The sequence below is a fragment of the Micromonospora sp. NPDC005163 genome (assembly GCF_053599835.1).
Map to the genome: position 1 here is coordinate 165,320 of NZ_JBSFYP010000005.1, position 15,010 is coordinate 180,329.

The 15,010-nt window shown below is 75.1% G+C and carries 16 protein-coding genes; 4 read left to right on the top strand and 12 right to left on the bottom strand.

Going from position 1 to position 15,010, the window contains the following annotated elements:
• Window positions 1-28 precede the first annotated feature (28 nt).
• Window positions 29-946, top strand: coding sequence for a cytochrome c biogenesis CcdA family protein (locus ACWD6N_RS06740; RefSeq protein ID WP_387323979.1), 918 nt, complete (start codon window positions 29-31; stop codon window positions 944-946).
• On the opposite strand, the gene serS is transcribed toward ACWD6N_RS06740, so the two are convergent.
• The 4 genes from serS to ACWD6N_RS06760 form a co-directional block, all read right to left on the bottom strand.
• A complete protein-coding gene (gene serS / locus ACWD6N_RS06745) occupies window positions 943-2,229 on the bottom strand; it encodes a serine--tRNA ligase (RefSeq protein WP_354965482.1) in 1,287 nt (428 codons plus the stop codon). The two genes, ACWD6N_RS06740 and serS, sit on opposite strands and share 4 nt — an antisense overlap.
• A 113-nt stretch (window positions 2,230-2,342) precedes the next feature.
• Window positions 2,343-3,431, bottom strand: coding sequence for a DNA polymerase III subunit beta family protein (locus ACWD6N_RS06750; RefSeq protein WP_354965481.1), 1,089 nt, complete (start codon window positions 3,429-3,431; stop codon window positions 2,343-2,345).
• A 25-nt stretch (window positions 3,432-3,456) separates the two neighbouring features.
• Window positions 3,457-4,701 carry a saccharopine dehydrogenase family protein gene (locus tag ACWD6N_RS06755; protein WP_354965480.1) on the bottom strand — a complete coding sequence of 415 codons (1,245 nt, stop codon included), beginning with the start codon at window positions 4,699-4,701 and terminating at the stop codon, window positions 3,457-3,459.
• Between the two features lie 63 nt (window positions 4,702-4,764).
• Complete coding sequence (locus tag ACWD6N_RS06760) at window positions 4,765-5,205, bottom strand: hypothetical protein (RefSeq protein ID WP_387323743.1); 441 nt, start codon at window positions 5,203-5,205, stop codon at window positions 4,765-4,767.
• Between the two features lie 146 nt (window positions 5,206-5,351).
• Here ACWD6N_RS06760 and ACWD6N_RS06765 point away from each other — a divergent pair, with 146 nt between their 5' ends.
• Entirely contained in the window at window positions 5,352-8,183 is a 2,832-nt protein-coding gene (locus tag ACWD6N_RS06765) for a LuxR C-terminal-related transcriptional regulator (RefSeq protein WP_354965478.1), read from the top strand.
• A gap of 28 nt (window positions 8,184-8,211) precedes the next feature.
• Here ACWD6N_RS06765 and ACWD6N_RS06770 read toward each other — a convergent pair whose 3' ends face one another.
• The 5 genes from ACWD6N_RS06770 to ACWD6N_RS06790 form a co-directional block, all read right to left on the bottom strand.
• Entirely contained in the window at window positions 8,212-8,760 is a 549-nt protein-coding gene (locus ACWD6N_RS06770; protein WP_354965477.1) for a DsbA family protein, read from the bottom strand.
• A complete protein-coding gene (locus ACWD6N_RS06775) occupies window positions 8,757-9,254 on the bottom strand; it encodes a redoxin domain-containing protein (RefSeq protein WP_354965476.1) in 498 nt (165 codons plus the stop codon). Before ACWD6N_RS06775 ends, ACWD6N_RS06770 begins: the two co-directional genes overlap by 4 nt.
• A 65-nt stretch (window positions 9,255-9,319) precedes the next feature.
• Window positions 9,320-10,006: a BON domain-containing protein gene (locus ACWD6N_RS06780; protein WP_354965475.1), complete on the bottom strand. Its 687-nt coding sequence runs from the start codon at window positions 10,004-10,006 to the stop codon at window positions 9,320-9,322.
• 301 nt (window positions 10,007-10,307) lie between these two features.
• The gene (locus ACWD6N_RS06785; protein ID WP_354965474.1) at window positions 10,308-10,715 is read right to left on the bottom strand and encodes a hypothetical protein; all 408 of its coding nucleotides are present in this window, start codon (window positions 10,713-10,715) and stop codon (window positions 10,308-10,310) included.
• A 135-nt stretch (window positions 10,716-10,850) separates the two neighbouring features.
• On the bottom strand, window positions 10,851-10,994 hold the full coding sequence (locus ACWD6N_RS06790; protein WP_354965473.1) for a hypothetical protein: 144 nt from the start codon (window positions 10,992-10,994) through the stop codon (window positions 10,851-10,853).
• Window positions 10,995-11,384: 390 nt separating this feature from the next.
• Here ACWD6N_RS06790 and ACWD6N_RS06795 point away from each other — a divergent pair, with 390 nt between their 5' ends.
• The gene (locus tag ACWD6N_RS06795; protein ID WP_354965472.1) at window positions 11,385-11,747 is read left to right on the top strand and encodes an STAS domain-containing protein; all 363 of its coding nucleotides are present in this window, start codon (window positions 11,385-11,387) and stop codon (window positions 11,745-11,747) included.
• 24 nt (window positions 11,748-11,771) lie between these two features.
• Here the strand turns inward: ACWD6N_RS06795 and surE are convergent, their stop codons facing one another.
• Together surE and ACWD6N_RS06805 are read right to left on the bottom strand one after the other, a co-directional pair.
• A complete protein-coding gene (gene surE / locus ACWD6N_RS06800) occupies window positions 11,772-12,599 on the bottom strand; it encodes a 5'/3'-nucleotidase SurE (RefSeq protein WP_354965471.1) in 828 nt (275 codons plus the stop codon).
• Window positions 12,596-13,573 carry a PfkB family carbohydrate kinase gene (locus tag ACWD6N_RS06805; protein WP_354965470.1) on the bottom strand — a complete coding sequence of 326 codons (978 nt, stop codon included), beginning with the start codon at window positions 13,571-13,573 and terminating at the stop codon, window positions 12,596-12,598. The genes surE and ACWD6N_RS06805 overlap by 4 nt, the downstream gene beginning before the upstream one ends.
• A 178-nt stretch (window positions 13,574-13,751) precedes the next feature.
• Here ACWD6N_RS06805 and ACWD6N_RS06810 point away from each other — a divergent pair, with 178 nt between their 5' ends.
• The gene (locus ACWD6N_RS06810) at window positions 13,752-14,219 is read left to right on the top strand and encodes an SRPBCC family protein (RefSeq protein ID WP_354965469.1); all 468 of its coding nucleotides are present in this window, start codon (window positions 13,752-13,754) and stop codon (window positions 14,217-14,219) included.
• Window positions 14,220-14,297: 78 nt separating this feature from the next.
• On the opposite strand, the gene ACWD6N_RS06815 is transcribed toward ACWD6N_RS06810, so the two are convergent.
• Window positions 14,298-14,816: a hypothetical protein gene (locus tag ACWD6N_RS06815; protein WP_354965468.1), complete on the bottom strand. Its 519-nt coding sequence runs from the start codon at window positions 14,814-14,816 to the stop codon at window positions 14,298-14,300.
• Window positions 14,817-15,010: the final 194 nt, after the last annotated feature.

Here is a 15,010-nt window from a genome sequence, read left to right on the forward strand (position 1 = left end):
CCCGCTGCTGCTCGCGCTGACCGCCGGCATGCTCGGCGCGGTCAACCCGTGCGGCTTCGCGTTGCTGCCCGCGTACCTCTCGCTGCTGGTCGCCGGGGCGTCGGACGCCCGCGGCGCGGTCGGCCGCGCGCTCACCGCGGCGGCCGGGCTGACCCTGGGGTACGTCCTGGTCTTCGGCGCCTTCGGCCTCGCGCTCGCGCCGCTGGCCGGCTGGCTGCGGCCCCGGTTGCCGTGGCTGACCGTGGCGCTGGGGCTGCTGCTGGTGGCGGCCGGGTGCTGGCTGCTCGCCGGCCGGCGGCTGCCCGCCCCCGGCTGGTCGGCCCGGGCGCCCCGGCTGACCCGTTCCTGGCCGTCGATGGCGCTGTTCGGCGCGGCGTACGCGTTGGCCTCGCTCGGCTGCGCCATCGCACCGTTCCTGGCCATCGTGGTGACCAGCCTCCAGGCCGGCTCGACCGGCCGCGGGCTGGCGCTGTTCGGCGCGTACGCCCTCGGGATGGGGTTGGTGGTCGCGGTCGCCGCGCTCGGCGTGGCGCTGCTGCGCGACGGGCTGGTGGCCCGGCTGCGCGTCGCCGGCGCGTTGGTGCCCCGGCTCAGCGGCCTGGTGCTGCTGCTGACCGGCGGGTACGTCGCCTGGTACGGCTGGTACGAGCTGCGGCTGGCCGCCGGCCGTCGCGACGCCCTGCAGGACCCGGTGATCCGGGTGGCCGCCCAGGTGCAGCACGCCCTCGCCGACACCCTCGACAGACTCGGCCCGGCGGCGCTGCTCGCCGCCCTCGTCCTGCTCGCCGCGGTGGGCGTGGGCGTGCGCGTTAGGAAGGGCACTTTCTTAACGCCTGCGGTAGAGGAAGGGTCCCTTCCTAACGTGGTGGCCGAGCGTGCGACGGCACCGCCGGATACGCCGACGGGGGCCGGGGTGGACCCGGCCCCCGTCGAACGGATCGGCTAGCGCAGCGGGGTCAGACGGTCGGTGCCCATGCGGTCGCGGAGGACCTCGGGGATCAGCACCGAGCCGTCGGCCTGCTGGTATTGCTCCAGGATGGCCGGGAAGAGCCGGCTGGTGGCCAGCGCCGAGCCGTTGAGGGTGTGCACGAAGCGGGTCTGCTTGCCGCCCGGCTCGCGGTAGCGGATGGCCGCCCGGCGGGCCTGGTAGTCGCCGGCCCAGGAGACCGACGACACCTCCTTGTACTTGCCGGTGCTCGGCATCCACACCTCGATGTCGAGGGTCTTCTTCATCGACGCGCTGGCGTCACCGGCGGAGAGCAGGGTGCGCTGGTAGTGCAGGCCCAGCCCCTCCACCAGGCTCTCCGCGTGGGCGAGCATCTCCTCCAGCGCCGCGTCGGCCTGCTCCGGCAGGGTGAACTGGAAGATCTCCACCTTGTTGAACTGGTGCCCGCGCACCGTGCCGCGCTCGTCCGAGTGCGAGCCGGCCGACTCGCGCCGGTAGCACGGGGTGTACGCGAACGCCTTCAACGGCAGCTTCGTGGTGTCCAGGATCTCGTCCTGGTACGCGCCGAGGATCGCCGTCTCCGAGGTGGGCAGCAGGAACTGCCCGCGCGGGGCGGACTCCCGGTCCAGGTGGTAGACGTCGTCGTAGAACTTGGGGAACTGCCCGGCGGCGAAACCGGCCGAGTCGAGCAGCAGGTGCGGCGGGAGCAGGAACTCGTACCCGGCCCTGATGTGCTGGTCGATGAAGTAGTTCAGCAGCGCCCACTCCAGCCGCGCGCCGACCCCCGTGTAGAGCCAGAAGCCGGAGCCGCCGAGCTTGACGCCGCGCTCGTAGTCGACCAGGCCCAGCGCCCGGGACAGCTCCACGTGGTCACGGACCTTCTCGATGGCCGGCGGCTCACCGAAGGTCTTGACGACCCGGTTCGCCTCCTTGCCGCCGGGGAGGACGTCCTCGCTGGGCAGGTTCGGCAGTTCGCTCATCGCGTCCCGCAGCCGGGCCTGCACCTCGTCCAACTGGGACTCCAGCTCGGCGAGCTGCTTGCGCTCCGCCTCCGGTGCGGTGACCTGCGGCTCGGTGCCGGCACGCTTCGCCTGCGCGTACGCCCGGGCTTCCGCCTTGCGGCGCTGCCGCTCCGCGTCGATCTCCGTGATGAGGGCGCGGCGTTCCTGGTCGAGCCGCTGGATCTCGTCCAGGGCCAGGTTGACCTCGGCGGGATCCAGTCGCTTCGCCAGCGCGGTCGCCACCGCCTCGCGATCCTTCCGGATCAACTCCATGTCGAGCATGCTGCTCCGTACGCCTCCGTCCGGGGTCAGGTGGACCAACAGATGCTACCGTCGCGCCCCGTTCGCTTCGGGTCGGGGAGCGCGAGCCCACCGCGCGGAATCAGACGGCGGGTTCAGAGCCGGATCGGCATCAGCACGGAGAAGGTGTCCGCGTCGTCCGGGCGGCGTACGGCCAGCGGGGCGATCGGCCCGTCCAGCTCCAGGACCAGCTGCGACCCGCCGGCCGCGTCCAGCGCGTCCAGCAGGTACGCGCCGTTCACCCCGACCCGCAGCCCGCCGACCGGGTCGGACCCGGCGGTGGGCACCAGGCGCAGACCGCCCCGCTCGTCGAGGCCGAGCACGGTGACCGCCAGCCGCGTTCCGTCGTGTTCGCGGTCCACCGTCGGGGCCGCCGGGTCGGTCAGGGCGGCCCGCAGCGCCGGCACGTCCACCGGGATCCGGCGCGCGGCCGGTCGCTCACCGACGGCCTCACGCAGCAGCCGCCGGTAGTCCGGGAAGTCGTAGGGCAGGGCGGCGCCGGTCAGCGTCCGGCCGGCCACGGCGACCCGCACCTCCGCGCCGGCCACGGTCAGCCGCACCGGCCGGGTGTCGGCGGGGTCGAGCAGCGGCCGGAACCGGTCGACGAGGTCCACCGGGACGAGCACCCGCACCGGTGGTCCGTCGACGGCCGCCCCGGCCCGGGCCAGCGCGAGCCGGTGCCGGTCGGTGGCGACGAGCCGGACGCCGTCCAGCTCCACGTCGACCAGCACGCCGGTGAGCACCGGCAGCTCCGGGTCGCGGCCGACGGCGAAGCGCACCGCGTCGACGGCGGCGGCAAGTTCGGCGGGGGCGAGCAGCAGCGTGGTGATCGCCGGCGGCGCCGGGTCGACCAGGGCCCGGAGGCGGGCGACCTCCCGGCGGGCGTCGGCGAGCCCGTCCGCCAGTCGGCGCAGGTGCGTGTCGAGCAGCCGGTGCACCGCCGCCGGCTCGGCACGTACCGCCGCGGCGATCTCCGGCACGGGCATGCCGACCCGACGCAGCCCGGCTACCAGCCGGGCTGGGGGGATCTGCTCGTCGGTGTACCAGCGGTAGCCGGTCACCGGGTCGACCAGGGCCGGCTCGAGCACCCCCGCCGAGTCGTAGAAGCGCAGCGCGCTGACGGTCAGGCCGCTGGCCCGGGCCAGCTCACCGATGCTGTGCAGGTCGCTCTCCACGACCGGCATCCTGCCCCCTCGACCGGGTCGAGGGTCAAGCCGCCGCCCCCGCGTCCGGCGCGGCGGCCGTCCGGTCGGCGGCCTCGGGCACCTGCCGCGCGGCCTCCTGCTTCAGGACCCGGAAGGTGAGCCCGGCCCGGATGAGCCGGTCGAGCAGCGCGTCGCCCATCGCGGCGACGGGGGTGAGCTGGCCGGCGGTCGGCGCCAGTTCGTCGAGCGCCAGGCAGAGCGCCGACTCGGCGAGCATCTTCGCCGTCTCGTCGTAGCCCGGGTCGCCGCCGGCCACCTCGGTGACCACCCGGCGCCCACCGCCGGTGCCGACGAACCGGACCCGGAACCAGGATGCCGCCCGCTGCTGCGGGGTGGGCCCGTGCCCGGACGCGAGCCGGCCGAGCAGCCAGCGCCGGGTGGGCGGCAGCTTCACCAGCCCGACCAGCGCGCCGAGCCCGGCGGCCGCGGCCAGCACGGTCGGCAGCCGCTTCACCGCGGCGAAGTGCCGGTACCGGAAGTCCGGGCCGTACTCCGGTCGGGCCGCCGCCGAGCGGCGTACCACCTGCGGGTCGATGGTGGGCAGCGGTACGGTCCAGATGCCCAGCTCCGCCGAGCGGCCCAGCCGGCCCGGCGCCGCCCGGACCCGGCGGTCGGTGGGACGCGGCTCGACGGCCCGGCGATCCCGGGCGGCTTGGCTGGCCTGCGCGGTGCGGGAGAACGCGGTGAGCGCGGACTGGTACGTGCCGGCGGAGAACTTGCCGCCGGCACGGACGTAACCGTCCACGGTGATCGGCGTGCCGGCGGGCAGCTGCTTGACGGTGAACCAGACGCCCAGGTCGTGCGGGATGGAGTCGAACCCGCAGGCGTGCACCAGCCGCGCGCCGGTGCGGGTCGCCTCGGCGTGGTGGGCGACGTACATCAGATCGACGAACTCCGGTTCGCCGGTGATGTCCAGGTAGTCGGTGCCGGCCCGGGCGCAGGCCGCGACCAGCGGTTCGCCGTGGTGGATGTACGGGCCGACGGTGCTGGCCACCACCCGGGCGTTCTCCGCCACCGCGCGCAGCGAGTCGGCGTCGGTCACGTCGGCGCTGAGCAGCGGCAGCGCGGCCAGGGTCGGGTCGATCGCGGCGAGCCGGTCCCGTACGGCGGCGAGGCGGCCCTGGTTGCGGCCGGCCAGCGCCCACCGCAGCCCGGACGGCGCGTGCCGGGCCAGGTATTCGGCGGTCAGCCCCCCGGTGAACCCGGTGGCTCCGAACAGCACCACGTCGTACGTCCGCTCCCCAGCCATCCCCAGAGTCTGCCATCCGCTGCCGTGCGTGGCAGATCGTGAGCGCGGTGGATCTGGACCGGATCACCCGCCAGGTCGGGGGCGGTCCAGCGCGGACCGGTCCGCGCGCAGCACCTCGCCGGCCTCGATGTGCTGCTTGGCCTGGCGCAGCGCCCGGCGGACCAGCAGACCCGGATCGTCGCCGACCAGGTGCGCGGCCAGCCCGACCCGCGGAGTGGCACCGGCCAGGGGGCGGGCGGCCAACTCGGTGCCCCGGCCGCCCGGGGCCGGCCGGACCCGCACCTCGACCGCGCCGTCCAGGCGGCGCAGCGGCTCCGGCCACCGGCCGTCGGGGAGCACCCGCTCGGGCGGCCGACCCACCGTCACGACCTCCCACCGGGCCGGCGCGGCGGGGTCGCCGCGCGCGCCGGGCCGGTGGCGCCGCCGGCGTACGCGGAGCAGCCTCGCCGCCCCGGTCAACGCCGCGCCGCCGAGGGTGACTCCCACCCGTACCAGCGGTCGCATCGGTCCCACCCGTCCTTTCCGTCCACGTCCCCCGATCGTCGGTCGGGACCGGGTGAAGCGGGCTCGCCCCGAAGGGGTGAACGCGTCCGCGCCGGGTAACCGCTCGCCGACCGGGGGGTGGAACGCGTTCGTGGGGGTGGAGCCGGGTGCCGGAGGAGCAGGATCGCGTACGGGTCGGCACGGCACCGGGGCACCCGGCGGACCCGCCGCTGCTGGCATCCCGGCTGGCCCCGGCGGTGCCACCGGAGCCGGTGGTGGCCCGGCCCCGCCTGCTGCGTCGGCTCGACGAGGGCAGCGCGGGACCGGTCACCCTGGTCTCCGCCCCCGCCGGCTGGGGCAAGACCACCCTGCTCGCCTCCTGGGTGCGGCTGGCCGGCGGTGCCGAGGACGGCCCGGGGCCGGCGTGGGTGTCGGTGGAGGCCGGCGACGACGGCGACCGGCTCTGGGCGTACCTGGCGGCGGCGTTGCGTGCGGCGACCGGGCCGGCGGACGACGGCCCGGCGGCGCCGGTGCCCGACCGGCCGCCGCGCCCCGACCAGTTGGAGCTGCTGGCCGCCGCTCTCGCCGGCCTGGAGCGACCCGTGCTGCTGGTCCTGGACGACCTGCACCGGGTCGCCGACCCGGCGGCGCTGACCGGGCTTGAGTTCCTGCTCCGGCACGCCGAGCAGCGGCTGCATGTGGTGGTCGGGGCCCGGGCCGGGTTGCCGCTGGCCCTGCACCGGCTCCGTCTCGCCGGCGAGCTGACCGAGATCGGCCCGGACGAGCTGGCCTTCACCGACGACGAGGTGGCCGACCTGCTCACCGCGCACGGGGCGCCGCTGCCGGCCGCCGCCCTACGACGGCTGCGCGAGCGCACCGGGGGATGGCCGGCCGCGCTGCGGATCGTCGCGCTGGCGTTGCGGGGGCAGCCCGATCCGGAACGCTGGGTGCGACAGTTCGGCGGCGACCAACCGGAGATCGCCGGCTACCTGCAGGAGGAGGTGCTCGCCGCGATCGATCCGGCCGACCGGGACCTGCTGCGTCGCACCGCCCTCGCCGAGACGGTCTGCGCGGACCTGGCCGGGGCGCTGACCGGTCGCGCCGATGCCGGGAGGGCGCTGGCCGACCTGGCCGGCGCGGGCGGTCTGCTGCACCGGGAGGAGGGCCGGCCGCCGTGGTACCGCTGTGACCCTTTGCTGGCCGACCTGCTCCGGGCCGAGCTGGCCCGGTTGCCTGCCGACGAGCTGCGTGAGCTGCACGCGCGGGCGGCTGACTGGTACGCCGGAGACGGACGCCCGGTTGACGGGTTGCGGCACGCGCTGGCCGCCGGCCGGTGGGACCGGGCCGGCGACCTGTTCGTCGCGCACTGGCCGGAGTTGACCCGGTACGACGTCGACCCGGTGACCGGACCGGCTCCGCCGTCCCCGCCACCGGAGGTGGTCCGCGCCGACCCGGAGGTGGCGCTGGCCTGCGCCGCCGAGCGGGCGTACGCCGGTGATCTGCCGGCCGCCACCGGCCACCTGCGTGCCGCCGCCGGGTACGCCGACGGCCTGCCGGTGCCGCGCCGGGACCGGTTCCTGCGGCTGGCCACCGCGCTGGAGCTGACCCTGGCGCGGCTCGCCGGCGATCCGGCCGAGGTCCGGGCCGCCGCCGCCCGGCTGCTGCGGACCCGCCCGGCCGGCGCCGTGCCGACCGGGGTGCCGAGTGCCTCGCGGAGCGGGGGGTCGAACGCCGCGCCGAACCATGCGCTGGCCCCGGGTACGGGCAGCGCCGCCGAGGACGCGGACCTGCGGGCGTTCACCGGCACCGCCCTGGGGCTCGTCGAGCTGGCCGCTGGCGCGCTGCCTGACGCCCGGTTCGTCCGGGCCCGGGCGGCTGCCCGCGAGGCCGGCCGGCCGCGTACCGAGCTGGTCGGCGCCAGCCGTTCCGCACTGCTGCTCGCGATGCGTGGTGACCTGCGCGCGGCCGAACAGGCGGCCCGGGACGCGCTGGGCATGCCGCCGAGCCGGGGCTGGTCCTGCCGCCTCGACTGCGCCTACGCCCACCTCGCGTTGGCGGTGGTGGCGCTGCACCGCGACCAGCCCGAGGAGGCCGCGGCCAACCTCGCGCTCGCCGCCCCGGCGACCGGCCCGGCCGGCTCCTTCGGAGCGGACTCCGGGGGCGACTGGTCGGCGGAGCCGCCCACCGAGCCGGTGGCGGCGGCGGTGGCCGCCCTCTGCCGGGCGTACCTGCACCGCGACGCCGGTGACCCGGCCGCAGGCCAGCGGCTGCTCGTGCGGGCCCGGGAGTCGTTGACCGAACCGCCGGCCGCCGCCGAGCTGGCGAATCTGCTGCGGGCCGCCGAGGCCGAGCTGCGGGCCGAGCGGGGCGACCTGGAGACCGCCCGCGACCTGCTGGCGGGTGTCGCCGACGACCCGGCCGACCCCGCGCTCGCGGTGACGCTGGCGCGGGTGGAGCTGCGGTCCGGCGACATCGGCGCGGCCGGGCGCGCGCTGCCGGACTGGCAGGCGCCGCCGGCCGCGACGTGGCCCCTGCCGGTACGCCTGGACGCGGGCCTGCTGGGCGCGGTGCTGGCCGAGCGGGGCGGAGACGGGCGCCGGGCCGGACGGATCCTGGAGCAGGTGCTCGACCTCGCCGGCCCGCAGGGCTGCCGGCGGGTGTTCACCCGGGCCGAACCGCCGGTACGGGACCTGCTGGCGGCGCACCTGGATGCGGGTACCGCACACTTCTCGCTGGTCAGTGACCTGGTTCGGGGCGCCGAGCAGATCACGGCCCGGCCACCGGCCGAGTCGGCGGGCTCGCTCGACGAGCCGCTCACCGAGCGAGAGTTGACCATCCTGCGGTACCTGCAGAGCATCCTGTCCAACGTGGAGATCGCCGGCGAGTTGTCGCTCTCGGTCAACACGGTGAAGACCCACGTCCGCAACATCTACCGCAAGCTCGACGCGACCCGCCGGCGTGAGGCGGTCCGGCGGGCGCGCGAGCTGCGGCTGATCTGAACGGCCGGCCGCTCGCCGGCCACGAGGGTCAGGTGTTGGCCGCCGCGTCCACGGCGGTCAGCAGGTCGGGCAGGTCGTACCCGCCCTCGTGCCGGACGTCGTTGACGAAGAGCGTCGGGGTGCCGTTCACCCCGCTGCGGATCCCGCCGACGAAGTCCCGGCGCACCCGGTCGGCGTACGCCCGGCCCTCCACCTCCGCGTTCAGCTCGTCCGGTGGCAGCCCGAGCTGCTCGACGCCGAGCGAGAGGTGCACCGGGTCCAGCTGGTCCTGGTGCTCGTACAGCCAGTCGTGCATCTCCCAGAACCGGCCACGGACCGCGGCGGCCTCGGCTGTCTCGGCGGCTCGTTCGGCGTACGGGTGGATGTTGGCGATCGGGAAGTAGCGGTAGACCATCCGTACCGTGTCGGCCCGCTGCCGCAGCAGCTCGTGCAGGTTGGGGTACGCGGCGCCGCAGAACTGGCACTGGAAGTCGCCGTACTCGACGATCGTGACCGGCGCGTCGGCCGGCCCCCGGACATGGTCGTCGGTGGTCACCGGGTCCCGAAGGCGGGCGGTGACCTGGAGCGGGGTGCTCATCGGGCCATCACCGCCCGGTCGGCCGCGAGCCGGTCCAGCGCGTCGAAGATGCCGTCCGCGCCCGGGTTGACGTCCGGTGGGGAGAGGTGGCTCCAGGCCACCGTCCCGGCCGGGTTGAGCACCACCAGCGCCCGGGCCGCCTCGCCCTGCGGGGTGTACGCGCCGTACCGGCGGGCCACCTCGCCCTTGGGCTCGAAGTCGGCCAGCAGCGGGAATTCGATGCCCCGGCTCTGCGCGAACGCCCGGTGCGACCAGATGCTGTCCACCGAGATGCCGAGCAGCGCGGCGTCGTACTGGTCGAACACCGGCGCCGCCGCCTGGTAGAGCGACATCTGGTCACCGCAGACCGGGCTCCAGTCGGCGGGGTAGAAGGCGAGCACGACCGGCCGGCCGCGGAACTGCTCCGGCCCGGTCGGGCGCCCGTCCGGGGTGCTCTCCAGGGTGAAGCCGGGTGCGGGTCGCCCCGGTTGGATCAGCCCGTTCGGATCACTCATGCCCCCAGCCTGCTGCCGGGGCGGGTGAGGCCGGCTCACCCGTCCCGGGTGGTTCCGCGCTCGGCTCAGCGCAGCACCGGGGCGACCGCGATGTGGTTCTGCACCTCTCGGATCCCCGGCGCGGACCAGGCCACCCGCTCCACCTCGGCCCGCTCGGGCATCGAGTGCACCAGCCCCGCGAGCACGGCGGTGTCTCCGTGCACCCGGACGCTGATCCGCTCGGCCTCGGTGGCCCCGGCCCGGGCCAGCGCGTCGACGATCCGCTCGGCCAGGTTATGGCCGGCCGGCACGGCGGACGGGCGGACGGTGATCCCGTTGCTCACCCCGCGTACGCCGGTCAGCCTGGTGACGGCGCGCTCGGCGGCCCGGCGCTGGTACTCCCACTCGACCTCGCCGTGCAACGTCACCCAGCCGGCCGAGACCGTGACCTGGAGCTTCTCGACGGGCACGAACGCGTCCCACTCGAGCGCGTGGCTCGCCGCGGCGGCCAGGTCGGGGTCGGCGCGTTCGGCCTCGCCGGGCAGTCGCACCGTCAGGTCGTTGGCGAGTGCCCGGACCCGTGCGACCCGGTGCGCGGCCCGCTCGGCGGCCCACTTCTTCGCGTAGCTGTCCACCCGCCCGGTCAGCGTGACGACGCCCTCGGCGACGGTCACGCCGATCTCGTGCGGCTGCACTCGCGGTTCCCAGGTCAGCTCGTCGAGTACGGCGGACTGGATGTCCTGGTCGGTGCGGCTGATCGTCGCGATGGCCATCTGTCCCTCCTCCGGTGCGTGGGCGGCGGACCGGGTGACGGCCGCGGCCGAAGTCCGCCGGGGTCCGATCCTGCCGCCGTCCGGGGTGAGCCGTCCTCGCCCCGCCGGGGTGAGGCGAGGGGCCCGTCCGTCCCGTCCGGTGGCGGACGCGTGCACGAGGATCGATGGTGTGAGCGCTTCCAAAGCTCTCTCACGCGGACAGCGCGCCGGGCGGGGCGGGCGGTGGTGGTGGAGAGGGAGAAAGGCAGGGGCCCCGCTGGACCGTGGGGTCGAGCGGGGCCCGCGTACGGCCGCGGGTGGGTCAGTCGTTCAGGCCGATGGGGGAGTTGGGGCGGTCGACGTCGACGAACTCGACGTCGTCCACCGCGCGGTCGTCCCGGCTGCCGGCGGCCCGGGCAGCGGAGCCGACGGCCCAGCCGACCGCCGCGCCGACCAGCGCGGCGCCGATCAGCAGCGTCCAGGGGAGTGCCGGCTGACGGCCGGCGAGCGCGTCGAAGGCCAGCGAGGCCCGGCGCCGCGCCTCGTCGGCGGCGGAGCCGACCAGGTCGGTCGCGCCGTCGGCGAGGTCGCCGCTGTCGCGCCGGGCGGAGCGGGCGGTGCCCCGGACACTGTCTCCCGCGGAGCTGACGGCGGAGACCAGGTGCTCCCACGCCTGGTCCGCGATCCGCTCCGGCTTGCCGCGGCGGTCCAGCAGGTTGGTTCCGAACATCGTGGTTACCTCCTCGGGTGCCGAAGCCTGCGGCCACTTCGGACTTCGGCGTCTGTCAGCGCGTCACGATTCGCCTACCCCGCAGTGCCCCGCGCCGGCCAGGCGCAAACCCGGCCGACCCGGCTCGCCGGACAGTCAGCGCAGCACCACCACGGAGACGCCCCGGGCGAAGTCGTCATCGTCATCGTCGTCGTCATCGCCTCCGCCACCGAAGCCGCAGGCCAGTACGAGGGCGAGCAGGGCGCCGACGCCGGCCAGCCCGGCCAGTCTCTTGATCATTGAAGGTCCTCTCCGTCACGGTGGGTTCCCCGGCCGATGCTAGGTGGCGTCGGCAACCATCCGGGCTCGTCAGGGTCGATCGACGAGGTGCGACACGCCGGTGTCACGCGGGGCTGGCACGCATGGCGGGCCGGTTGGCGGGTGCGCCGGGCCGGGACCGCTACCCTGGTCCGGCGACGCGTCGGTTCCGACCGATCGTTGAGTGGTCAGATAACGAAAAGTACTGAGTAATCAGGAAGTGAAAAATCCGGATATGGCCGACTTGCCCGTGCCCGGATCCGCATATTGCTCATCCCGAGGGGTGGCGACCGAGGCCGTCAAAGGAATACTGTCGGTCGCGGCCCGCGTACTGATGAGGCGCCCGGGGGACGGGCGGGTGGAGGTGCTCGCGTGAGCCTGTCGATCGTGAAGTCGGTTCTGTCCGGTGGTGTCGTGGAGATCGCCCCGCGCGGCGAGATCGACGTCGACACAGCGTACGAGGTGCGCGAGGCGATCGCGGAGGTGCTGGCCAAGGGCCGCCCCCTGCGCATCGAGCTGAACATGAGGCTGGTCACCTTCATCGACTCGGTCGGCATCAGCGCGATGGTGGCCGGTTTCCAGACCGCCGAGGTGAGCGGCGTGAAGCTGGTGGTCACCGAACCGAGCCGGTTCGTGCACCGGCAGCTCTGGGTGACCGGCCTGCTCGGCCTCTTCGGCGCCCCCGAGCCGTACTTCGCCGGCACCGCCACCCCCGAGGTGCTTCCCGGCGCCTGAGCGCCGACACCCGGCCCACGCCGGTCAGGGCTGTTCGTCCAGGCCGGTCAGGTCGACGTCGGCCACCTCGGTGACCGCCCGGATGGCCGTCACGGACGCGTACCCCGCGGCCAGCAACGCCACGTCCGTGCCGGGCTGCGCGGCCTGGCCCGGCTCCTCCAGCGACGTACGCACGAAGCCGTGCCCGGATTCGGCCACCGTCATCTGCACCTGACCGAAGCTGGCCAGCGTGCCCCGGCGCACCCCGCGCAGTCGCCCGTGCGGCAGGTCCGGGGCGTTGACGTTGAGCACGCTCTCGATCGGCGCGGCGGTCAGCCGGGGGAGCAGATCCAGGGCGACCCGCGCGGCGGTGCTCCAGTTGCGCTCGGCGTCGCGTACCCGGGCGGCGGCGTGCACCGCGGCGCCACCGCTGGCGGCCGTCGCCTCGCCCGCGGAGAGCACGTCCAGCGAGACCGCGATCGCCCGGCAGCCGTTCGTGGCGGCGGTGAACGCGGCGCCGACCGTGCCGGAGTGCAGTACGGCGCGGCCGGCATTGGCACCCCGGTTGATGCCGGAGAGCACCACCGACGGCGGCGGGCCGAAAGCGCCGTGCAGCGCGATCAGCGTGATGAAGCCGGGCGAGCCGCCGACCCCGTACGCCGGCACGCCCGCCAACTCCGGCAGCGGGTGGTCGTGCACCACCACCCGCCCGTCCTGCTCCAGGGCGCTCATGGCGGCGCTGGTACCGCTCGCCTCCTCCAGCGGCGCGGCGACAACCACATCCAGGCCCCGCTGCGCCGCCGCCCAGGCCAACGCCTGAATCCCCGGCGCGGCGATCCCGTCGTCGTTGGTGACGAGCACGCGGAGCGTCATCGTTCGACCGCCCGGTCGGCCAGTTCGTCGGGGGTGGTCCGCTCCTGTTGTCGGCTGTCCGCCGGGACCAACCGGACCCGCTCCACCAGACCGGTGATCGAGTCCAACCGCCCGGTGCCCAGCCCGTGCCGGGTCACGTTGAGCGCCCCGGCGGCGGCGCCGGTCCGGATGGCGGTCCGGATGTCTCCACCGCCGGCCACCACGGCGGCCACCCCGGCGGTCATCGAGTCGCCCGCGCCGCGCGGGTCGGCCGCCTGCAACCGGGGCATCTCCACCTCGAACAGCTCACCGTCGATGAGCGCGAGCGCCGGTTCGTCGGCCCGGCTCACCACCACCGTCTCGGCGCCGGCGGCGTGCAGCTCGTATATCGCCCGGGTGAGCTCCGCGCTCTCCCCGTTGCGGGCGCGGCCGTCGCGGATCAGTTCCTCGTGGCTCACCTTCAGGAAGTACACCCCGCTGTCCAGCACCGCGCCGAGGTGATCGCCGGAGAGGTCGACCACCACCCGGCCGCCGTTGGCGCCGAGGTCGGCGGCGAAACGCCGGTACAGGTCGGCCGGGACGAGCCACGGCTCGTTGGGTCCACTGAGCACGCTCACCGACGCCCGCAGCCCCTCGCCGAGGGCCAGGTTGTACAACTCGTCGAGCTCGTGCCGGCTCAGGGGCTGCCCGGGCACATCGGCGATCTCCCGCCGGGACCCGTCCCGGCGGTCGTGCACGTACCCGCCGCTGCCGGAGTCGCGGACCACCACCTTGAGGTCCACTCCCTCGCTGACGAGCAGCGGCTCCAGCACCTGGCCGATCTCGCCGCCGAGGGCGGTGCAGAGCACCACGTCGACCCCGAGCGACATCACCATGCGGGCCTGCCAGACGCCCTGCCCGCCCGGGTGCAGGTGCAGCTCGGGCTGGTCGTTCGGCTGGTCGACGGTCACCGTCAGCTGCGGCGTGGGCGCGAAGACCATCACGTGCCCGCTCACCGGTCGTACCCGTTCATGCTCACGCCCTCCGTCGCCCGTCACGGCCGGTGGTTCCCCACCAGCCGACCGTAGTGGGAACGGGGTGTGCGTGCCGAGGCAACGGTCCGTGTCCGTCCGGGCGTTGCCAGCCCGACCGGGGTACGGGACGATCGTGCGACCAACGATGGCGGGAGACGGTGTGCTCAGGAGCGATACCTTCAGCTACACCGTCCAGGCCCGGTGCGAGCCGCGGGAGGCGGCGGCCCTGCTGAGCGATCTGACCCGGCAGGGTGAGCTGCACCCGCTGATCGTCCGGGTCCGCCGGCTGCCGCCCCGGCCCGGCGCCCGGGCCAGCTACGCGATCAGCGACCGACTGGTGGCCGGCCCGCTCCGCTTCCGGACCAGCTACCAGGCGGACGTGCTGATCAGCGAGGACGACGAGATTGTGACGGTGGCCCGCCAGTGGCCGGCCACGACGGTGCGCAACCACACCCGGCTGCGTGGCGAGCCGGACGGCCTGGTCCGGGTCGACGTCGAGATCACGCTGACCGCGCCGGCCCCGCTGTTCGGGTACGCGTTCCGCCAGGCCCGGGCGGCCCACCTGGCCCTGGCCACCCGGCTGGGCGCGGCCCTGGACCGCCCCGGCGAGACCCCGCCCGCCACCTGATCGCCCGCCCCGCGCTCGGCCGCCCGCGAAGATCGTGCTCGATCCTGGATGTAGTGGCCTGCCGCCGAGAGGAGGCCACTAGATCCTGGTTGCGGCGCGATCATGGCCGGTCCGGCCCGCGACGGTGGGCCGCGCCGCCGGCCGTCGACCCCACGGCTTGTACGTGGACAGCACCGTCGCAATGATCATGAGGCTGGTCGACACGGCCGGCGCGATCACCAGGTCGGCGCGGTCCCGGGCGGGCAGGGCGGCGCCCAGCGCGCCGGCGTGCCGCAGGTTCGGGGTGAGCAGGAACAGCACCAGCCCGACCATCACCGTGGTGAGCACGAGTTTGACCACCACCCATCGGTAGCGCAGCAGGCCCCACGGGGTGAGCAGCGCGCTGGCCACGCCGACCAGCCAGACCAGCACGCTCAACGGCGCGAACAGCACGGTGCCGACCAGCGCGGCGACCGGGTAGACGACGGCCGGGTCGGCGCCGCGTTGTGCCGCGACGCCGAGCGTGAGCAGCGTCAGGTCGGCGCCGAGCCAGCCGAGCGAGGTGACCAGGTGCAGGGTGAGCAGCGCCTTGCGGGCGGTGGGCGGGATCCGACGCATACCAGGATGCTGCCCGCCGGGCCCGGTCCGGGCGTCCGACCGTCGGCGACATCCCGGGTACGTCCGCTGACGTACCCGGGGTCCGGCGCCCCCCCCGGGGGGGGGGCCGCCCGCCGGGGCGGTAACCCCCCCGGGGGACATCTTTTGTTTTTTGGTGGGATCGGGCGCCCCCCCCCCCCCGAAAACCAAAAACC